11 protein-coding genes and 1 pseudogene are annotated in these 7,843 nt (G+C 38.2%); 4 read left to right on the top strand and 8 right to left on the bottom strand.

Annotated features, from left to right (window positions below):
• From WMO62_RS15355 to WMO62_RS15320, 8 genes and pseudogenes are all read right to left on the bottom strand, one after another.
• A partial coding sequence (locus WMO62_RS15355) for a response regulator transcription factor (protein WP_147356728.1) occupies positions 1-344 on the bottom strand: 344 nt, incomplete at its 3' end.
• Positions 323-1,756, bottom strand: coding sequence for a phospholipase D family protein (locus WMO62_RS15350; RefSeq protein ID WP_349145224.1), 1,434 nt, complete (start codon positions 1,754-1,756; stop codon positions 323-325). The genes WMO62_RS15350 and WMO62_RS15355, both read right to left, overlap by 22 nt.
• Before the next feature lie 247 nt (positions 1,757-2,003).
• Positions 2,004-2,186: a hypothetical protein gene (locus WMO62_RS15940; protein ID WP_435390513.1), complete on the bottom strand. Its 183-nt coding sequence runs from the start codon at positions 2,184-2,186 to the stop codon at positions 2,004-2,006.
• Position 2,187: 1 nt separating this feature from the next.
• On the bottom strand, positions 2,188-3,093 hold the full coding sequence (gene trxB, locus WMO62_RS15340; RefSeq protein ID WP_349145225.1) for a thioredoxin-disulfide reductase: 906 nt from the start codon (positions 3,091-3,093) through the stop codon (positions 2,188-2,190).
• A 66-nt stretch (positions 3,094-3,159) separates the two neighbouring features.
• Positions 3,160-3,453, bottom strand: a pseudogene (locus WMO62_RS15335) (thioredoxin family protein); the annotation flags it as partial.
• Positions 3,454-4,140: 687 nt separating this feature from the next.
• Positions 4,141-4,575, bottom strand: coding sequence for a bacteriohemerythrin (locus WMO62_RS15330; RefSeq protein ID WP_118579835.1), 435 nt, complete (start codon positions 4,573-4,575; stop codon positions 4,141-4,143).
• A gap of 77 nt (positions 4,576-4,652) precedes the next feature.
• A complete protein-coding gene (gene rd / locus WMO62_RS15325) occupies positions 4,653-4,817 on the bottom strand; it encodes a rubredoxin (RefSeq protein ID WP_005608410.1) in 165 nt (54 codons plus the stop codon).
• 241 nt (positions 4,818-5,058) lie between these two features.
• Positions 5,059-5,283 carry an antirestriction protein ArdA gene (locus WMO62_RS15320; protein WP_435390512.1) on the bottom strand — a complete coding sequence of 75 codons (225 nt, stop codon included), beginning with the start codon at positions 5,281-5,283 and terminating at the stop codon, positions 5,059-5,061.
• A gap of 344 nt (positions 5,284-5,627) precedes the next feature.
• Here WMO62_RS15320 and WMO62_RS15315 point away from each other — a divergent pair, with 344 nt between their 5' ends.
• The 4 genes from WMO62_RS15315 to WMO62_RS15300 all read left to right on the top strand — a co-directional run bounded on the left by WMO62_RS15315 (position 5,628) and on the right by WMO62_RS15300 (position 7,709).
• Positions 5,628-6,260, top strand: coding sequence for a GyrI-like domain-containing protein (locus WMO62_RS15315; RefSeq protein WP_349145223.1), 633 nt, complete (start codon positions 5,628-5,630; stop codon positions 6,258-6,260).
• Between the two features lie 50 nt (positions 6,261-6,310).
• Complete coding sequence (locus WMO62_RS15310) at positions 6,311-6,913, top strand: Type 1 glutamine amidotransferase-like domain-containing protein (RefSeq protein ID WP_349145222.1); 603 nt, start codon at positions 6,311-6,313, stop codon at positions 6,911-6,913.
• A gap of 67 nt (positions 6,914-6,980) precedes the next feature.
• Positions 6,981-7,145, top strand: a complete 165-nt coding sequence (locus tag WMO62_RS15305) for a hypothetical protein (protein ID WP_349145221.1) — start codon at positions 6,981-6,983, stop codon at positions 7,143-7,145.
• 351 nt (positions 7,146-7,496) lie between these two features.
• Positions 7,497-7,709, top strand: coding sequence for a PF20097 family protein (locus tag WMO62_RS15300; protein ID WP_055157826.1), 213 nt, complete (start codon positions 7,497-7,499; stop codon positions 7,707-7,709).
• Positions 7,710-7,843 lie beyond the last annotated feature (134 nt).

The following is a 7,843-nucleotide window of genomic DNA, read 5'->3' as shown; positions in this document are numbered from 1 at the left end:
TTTACCATATAATCGTCACTTCCCGAAAGAAATCCCTGGCGCATATCATCAAAGGAACCTTTCGCAGTGATCATAAGCACTGGTATCTGATATCCTGCTGAACGAAGTTCTGACACCAGTTCATAGCCATCCATAACCGGCATCATAATATCAGAAATGATCAGATCAATATATTCCTTATCCAATACTTCTAATGCCTGTGCTCCATCCGATGCACTTTTGACTTGATATCCATTCTTCTCAAGCACTTTTTGGAATAGCTGGCTTAATTCTTTATCATCTTCTACAATCAATATTTGAAACACGTTTTCCTTCCTCCTTATTAAAACAGATACCTTGCCCATCCAAGCAGATGCTGTACCAAAAATATTTTTCTCTGACGTTTCTTTGTTAATTCGATTGGCTCTACATGATATGGATCATTATAAGTTCCGTCTTCTAATATCTGGCGGGACACTTTTTCATATTCCATCATGCCCTCTTCCAACTGTTTATTAATATCTTTACTGCGTATTACAAGCATCAGTTCCGTATCCAGATATGCACTTCTCATGTCCATATTAAAGGAACCGATTACAGACAGATCATCGTCAATCAGAATACTTTTTCCGTGGTATGAATAACCGCCTTCATATTCCCAGATATTAATTCCTGTACTTAAGATTCTATTTCTGTTTTTCGCATAATCGGCAGACCCAAATGGATTCCCATTATTCGCAACTGAATTTGTCATGATAGAAAAATCTGAAACGTTCTCTGCAATCTCCTCCCATGTATTATACATCATATCATTACAGATAATATATGGCGTGTGGATCTTCACACGATTTTTTGCATTTTTCATCAATTCTCCCAACTGATACCACACTACTGGTTCTTTGGAACCTGTGTGAATAGGATTTGACACTAATGTAATCTTTTCTGTCTCAAAAGTTTCGTCCGTATAATCGGTCTCGCAGATTCTTTCCTTATTCTCTTCAAAATATTTCTGATAGCTGTTCTGCAGCTCTAAAACTGCGTTCTTTACAGATTTTCTATTTGCCAGTTTTTTATTGTTATGAAAATAACCACTGTCTTCCTGATTCCATATGGTTTCAAAATACTCTGACAACTGGTTAACTGAATTTTCTTTCTCAGGTTCATCGCAAACCACTAACACGTCTCTGTCATAGTTCTTATGTCCCAGAAAATCACCCAGGAAATAATTGTATGTATTTCTTCCTCCAAGAATATATCTCTTACCATCTGCAATCAAATATTTATCATGCATTCTCCCCATCATCTTCCATGGTTTCAACGGATTGGCCTTATTATACAGTTTAATTTCAACATTCTCATGGGAAGATAATCCATAGAAATACGGATTGCCTTCCATATCAACCCAGCTCTCCATTCCATCTACTAACAGGCGAACATGCACACCTCTGTCTGCCGCATCATGCAGTGCTCCTAAGATCAATTTTCCACTTTCATCTGATTGAAATGCAAAAGTAGAAAGAATAATGTCTTCTTTTGCATTTCGGATCAAACGCACTCTTTGTAAAAGTGCTTCTGGATTTTTTTCTATGATCACTGCTCGTTCCATATTCTCGCTGCGTTCGTTCCACGAATCATTTTGTGTTTCTTTTTTGATGGTATTAGACACTTCCGGCTGTTTTTTATATGCAATACAGATTCCAAATAATTCATAAAAAGCCACACATAAAAAAATTGACAGTATAACAAAAACAATTTTACATATCTTACGTTTTCCCATCGCACATCACCTGACTTTTTTTCCTCTTATGTCTATACAATACAAAGCCAACCTCAATTTTACCTCAACAGAATTAATTTTATCCATGTAAATTTCCTGTACCGGCAATCAGACATAACAAAAACGACCTCTCAAAATCAACTATTTTTTGAAAGGTCGTTTCACTATGATGATATAAGCTTCTATATCAATCATATTACTACTACTTTTTTTTACTTTTGCGTTCTTGGAATTGCGACAATATCATTTATAATTCGACCTCGCTGGATGCCACACGGAAATTCAAAAACTTCTTTCTTTCCGGTCTGGCGGTGCAAAGACTCAGTGATATGGTTTGCCTGGAACACGGGCTGTCCATTATTACACCGAAGCCGTATCGGGAGCGCCAGAAAAGAACTGGCTTCAGCCATTTTTTAATTTTTTCTTTCATCTCACATTTCTCCTGCTAAATATTCCTCTGCATAGTGAACAGCAGTTGCCCCATCGGCTACAGCAGTTACGACCTGCCGTAATGCCTTTGTGCGGACATCCCCAACGGCGAACACACCGGGGATGTTGGTGCGGGTACTCTCATCTGCAATAATGTATCCAGCCGGATCAATCTCAATCTGATCTTTCATCAATTCGGTGGAAGGCTTTCTTCCCACGCTTACAAATACACCATCGCAAGCAAGGGTACTTTCTTCTCCAGTTTTCACGTTCCTAATCTGGATACCGGTCAGCTTTTCGTTATGGAACAGGGCTATAATCTTACTGTCCCAGAGAAATTCTACATTTTCTGTTTTCATCAAAGGTTCATGGTAGATCTTTGTTGCTTTTAGGGTGTCTCTGCGGTGAACGACGATGACCTTTTTGCAGATACGGGAGAGAATCAGCGCATCCGCCGCAGCGGTATTGCCACCTCCTGCAATGACAACCGTTTTGTTCCGATAGAACATTCCGTCACAGGCTGCACAGTAATGGACACCTTTACCGATTAACGCCTGTTCCCCATCAACACCCAGCTCTCTGGGACCGGCTCCTGTAGCCAATACGATGGATTTTGCGTACATAGCGCCTTCGCTGGTCACAGCTTTCTTTACAGAACCTGACAGTTCCAGAGACAGCACTTCAGTCAGCTTGGTTTCCACGCCAAACCGCTCCGTTCCTCGCTTCATTTTTTCTCCCAGGGAGAAACCGTCGATGCCATCCTCGAAGCCGGGATAGTTGTCGATTTGCTCGGTCAGAGCCATCTGCCCACCGGCAGACAGCTTTTCTAAAACCACGGTGTCCATTCCTGCTCTTGCAGCATAAAGGGCTGCGGTATACCCGCCGGGACCGCCACCTACAACGATCATGTCATAGATATGCTGCGCATTATTTACTTCCTGAGTCCGGTGCTGTAAGGTTTCCTCAATAAAAGCCACCAGCTGCGCTCTGGATTCTGGAGCGACGATAGAGCCAAGAGTCTGTCCGCTATGATAGATCAGCAGAGTAGGGACAACTTCAATAGCCTCGGTCTCAGCCAATTCCGGTTCATCATCAATGTTGACAGCAGTGAATACCAGTGTATCCTTATATTCCTCAGCAACGCTTTCCAATGATGGAGCCAGACGGCGGCAATATACGCACCAAGGGGCTGAAAACTCCACCAGAACAGTCTTTCCGCTATGCACCATTTCTTCAAATTGATTTCTATTAATATTGATAACTGCCATATTGCCAGCTCCTTTCCTTTGCTTGATTATAGTATAGCCAATCTAAAATAACATTTCGGTGATGATATCACATAAAATAGTGAGACATTGCTGCCGCACTAAAATTTTTCATTATCAAGTAACTCGAGGATATGTTCACTGTAACGGATGATTTGAGACTGCTTATCTTTTATGGGTGTTTTTTTGCCTCCTCCAGCGAGAGAGAAGCATATAAATGAACCGTGTATGCTTCCTGCCTGAGAGAATCTTTATACTGTTCAGCTGCAAGATATTGTTTCTCAAGAATACTAATTTTATTTTGGAGATCACCAATCTGCTGTTGAAGCGACATCACTTTTTTCTTTTGTGTAAAAAGGAAGGACACAAAAGATTTTATCTCCTCTGCGCCCTAATGTTTTTCGGATTCAGTTCAACAAACTGAAAATTGATTGTTAAAAACTTGCAAAATATTTTTCTAATGAATCTACAAACTCACCAATATGAATTCCATCAATAAATGAGTAATGAGTCTGTACAGATATAGACACCATTATCCTTACATCTTTTTCCCAAGTGGGCCTGTGAAATAGGGTTCTTGTTTATTTGTAATCTTCTTAGCATTGACACAGTATTCTCTAAGGTTATCCATCATAGGAATATTCACCCTTTTGTCTGAATTCTCTGAGGGAACACCTTCCCTGTTTTATTTTAGTATCGTTTTGGATTTTCTCTCATAAAGATAAATTCTGCTACAGAGCGGTCATATGTTTTAATGTGTCCAAACAGCCAGTCAATCACATTCTTCTGTACAAGTTCACTGAACCGATCAGTTGGTCCTTCATAATCCTGAAGGTATTCATGCAGTTCCTGAATTGTCTTTTTAAACTCTTCATGTTTTTCATGATGGTTTTCACGCTCTGGATAACCGGATTTTTCCTGAAGCTTTTCCTCTTCTTTGAAATGAAAGTCAGTATATTCATCCAGATAATCCAGCATTTTGATTGCTTTTACTTTGCTGTCGCCATTTTGACAGGCAGTTACAAAGTTCTGGATACGGTCGATCAATTCTTTATGCTGGGTATCAATTGTTTCATTTCCTGTTACTAAATTGTCATCAAAGGTAATATTTAAATCGTAAGTCATAATCTGGTCTCCATTTCTTTTTATATGTTCTCTTGGGATTTTTTTGTGTCTGTCAGTTTCACACCTGCATTTTCTGCTTAGTCTTCTACAGGAACAAAAACATCTTTTCCTAATCCACAGATCGGGCATACCCAGTCATCTGGAATATCCTCAAATGCAGTTCCTGGAGCGATACCTCCGTCTGGATCGCCTACTGCCGGATCATAAATATAGCCACATGGTTCACATTCATATTTTTTCATAGTTATTTTCTCCTTTTCAATGTTGATTCATTTTGTTAATAGATTCCTACTGAATTTTTCAGTATTTTGTTGCTTTTTTATGTATGTCTGTATTATACATGATACTTTCTATTTTGTCAATAACAGTAATTGTTATTATTTTTATTTTATGTATTTTAAATTCTGTAATATCTGACTAAAATGTTACGAAAAAGACTGGTTCTACACTATTTCTGAAAATCTGGCAGTGCATTGCTCTTTCTCATGTAGCATCATTCATTATCCTATAGTCGGTGATGAACCATTCTTCATATGGATGGCCGAAATCATCTTTGGAGCCGATCCCGATCCGTTCAAATACTTTTTGCAGTTCTTCTGCTGTTGTCAGGAACTTTACCCATTCACCGACCAGCGCACCCTCGTTGTATTTTCCAAGGTTCGTGATAAATGCCTCAAATGGACAATCATGATCGTAGGCATAGCCCATATACTTTCCTCCTGTTCTTTACATTTCAGATCGTCATCTGGTTTTGGACAACAAAAAAGCGCCATACTCATCACCGGTACGGCAATGAGCTGACGCTATATTTTGAATCCATATTCTTTTGCAAAAGAAAAACAAATGAGAGATTGTTGTTGTGTTTTATGTCTCATTTGTCTATGATAATATTATCACACCGTAAAACAGAAAAAAGATTTTTATGGTTAGTGCTTGGTTAGTTTTTGGTTATGGATGGTCAGTTTTGGGTTAGGATGAACTCCATTAATCAATTTTGAAGCCAACATTAAAATATGATAGTAAGTAGACAAATCGGAATTTTGGAGGTTATTATGGCTTTTGATTTTAAAAAAGAGTATAAAGAATTCTATATGCCGAAGAACAAACCAGAGATTGTAAATGTACCTAAGGCAAATTATATTGCAGTTAGAGGAAAAGGCAATCCAAATGAAGAAGGCGGAGCATATCAACAAGCAATCAGTGTTCTATATGCTGTTGCATACACATTAAAAATGAGTTACAAGACTGATTATAAAATTGAAGGATTTTTTGAATATATTGTTCCGCCATTGGAAGGTTTTTGGTGGCAGGATGATGTCGAGAGTGTAGATTATACAAATAAGTCTGCTTTCAGCTGGATTTCTGTTATCCGTTTGCCTGATTTCATTTCTAAAGCTGATTTTGACTGGGCGGTAGAAACAGCAACGAAAAAGAAGAAACTTGATTGTTCGTCAGCAGAGTATCTTACGATTAATGAGGGATTATGTGTTCAAATTATGCATATAGGTTCTTTTGATAATGAGCCAGCAACTGTTGCGCTTATGGATACTTATTTAGAACAAAATGGATATGTTAATGATATTAACAAAGATAGGTTGCACCACGAGATTTATATGTCTGATGCAAGAAAGGTTGCCCCAGAAAAATGGAAAACTGTAATTAGACATCCAATTAAGAAAGCGTAAAATTCCAGTTTTTGAAACTGAGAAATCGGAATTTATAAAGGAGAATATTGATGAAACTATTTTTATGTTCGCATTTTTCAAGTGTAGGAAGTCTGATAAAGGAAGAAATTGAAAATAAGAAAGTCGCATTTATTCCAACAGCTTCGCTGCGTGAAGGCTACACCGGTTATGTCGGCTCGGCTCGAAAATTATTCAAAAAGTTGGGAGCAATCGTAACTGAAATTGATATTTCAACGGAGGCTTATTCAACGATACAGTCTGTTTTTGAAGATGCAGATGTGATATATTTTACCGGCGGAAATTCTTTTTTTCTTATGGACCGGCTCCGTAAAACTGGAACTGATGGGCTGCTGAAAAAGGAATTGGCAAATGGAAAATTGATGATCGGCGAGTCGGCAGGCGCAATTATATGCGCTCCAAGCATCCAATATATCCAGCAAATGGATGAAAAGCCGGAGGACTACTCACAAGAAGATGATGCAGGGCTTGATTTGATTGATTTCTATGTTCTTCCGCATTATCTTACAGCACCATTTAAGAAAGTTACCGAGAAAATAATGACTGAGTTTTCGGATTTGAATATATGCCCAATTAACAACCGTCAGGGAATTGTAATTGACGGTGAAGGTTCAAAGGTTATTTGCAAAGACTAATTTGAAAATTCAAGTTTATCGAGAAGTCACAGTGAATGAAAAATCGGATTTTATGGAGGTGACAAAAATGATGCCAACTATTAGGATAATGACGATTGTGTTTGCAGCACTTACAATTTATTTGTGCCACGATGAGTATAAAAATGGGAAAATGAGTTCAAAAAATTTTAAGATAGTTGCGATCTGTGAAGGATTTGCAATTTTAGGAATGATATTTTTGATTATCAGTTGATAGTCAACTTCCAGTTTTTGAAACTGAGAAATCGGAATTTGGAAAGAGGTGCACTGCCATGCTGAGAAAATTGAATTGTTTTTTAAACATCGTTATTGGTTCATTCATAGGAGTTTTCATTGGGTACGGAATTTATAAGTTCTGGCACTTTAAAACTTATCCGAATTTATATGTCATGCAGTCTGCACCGTGGTACACAGAGTTACTGTTGGATGGTGCCATGGTGGTCGTTGTGGTGGTCGTATGTATTATCCTAAAGCTGATTATTTGGAAAAAGTTAAAGCCATAACTTCCCGTTTATTAGGAAGTCGCAGAGAACGAAAAATCAGAATTTATAGGAGGTGAATCTGCATGAAATGTCCATATTGTGGTGATGAAATGATTAGAGGATACCTAATGAGTTCACGAGACATTACTTTTGCAGTTGATAATCTGACAAAAGTTTTTCGTATTAAAAAATCGGACGATCTGGAATTGAGTAAAGGTTCAGGAGGAATCCCTCATTGTGAAGCTTATCGTTGTAGTAGTTGTAAGAAGATTTTGATTGATTATGCAAATAGATAAATCGATATATGCTCAAGGGGGTGGATTACATGAAAAAAATTATACCTTGGATGTTAGCGACAGCAGTAATTATGTTGGTGTTTCCATGGCTTGCGGTTACATTCATAAAAGGTGATGGCGGCATGGCAGTTTGC

This window comes from Hominiventricola aquisgranensis (assembly GCF_040096225.1).
In the GTDB taxonomy this organism is placed as follows: domain Bacteria; phylum Bacillota; class Clostridia; order Lachnospirales; family Lachnospiraceae; genus Hominiventricola; species Hominiventricola aquisgranensis.
Note: the sequence above shows the minus strand (reverse complement) of the source record. Positions and strands in the feature narration are given on the sequence as shown.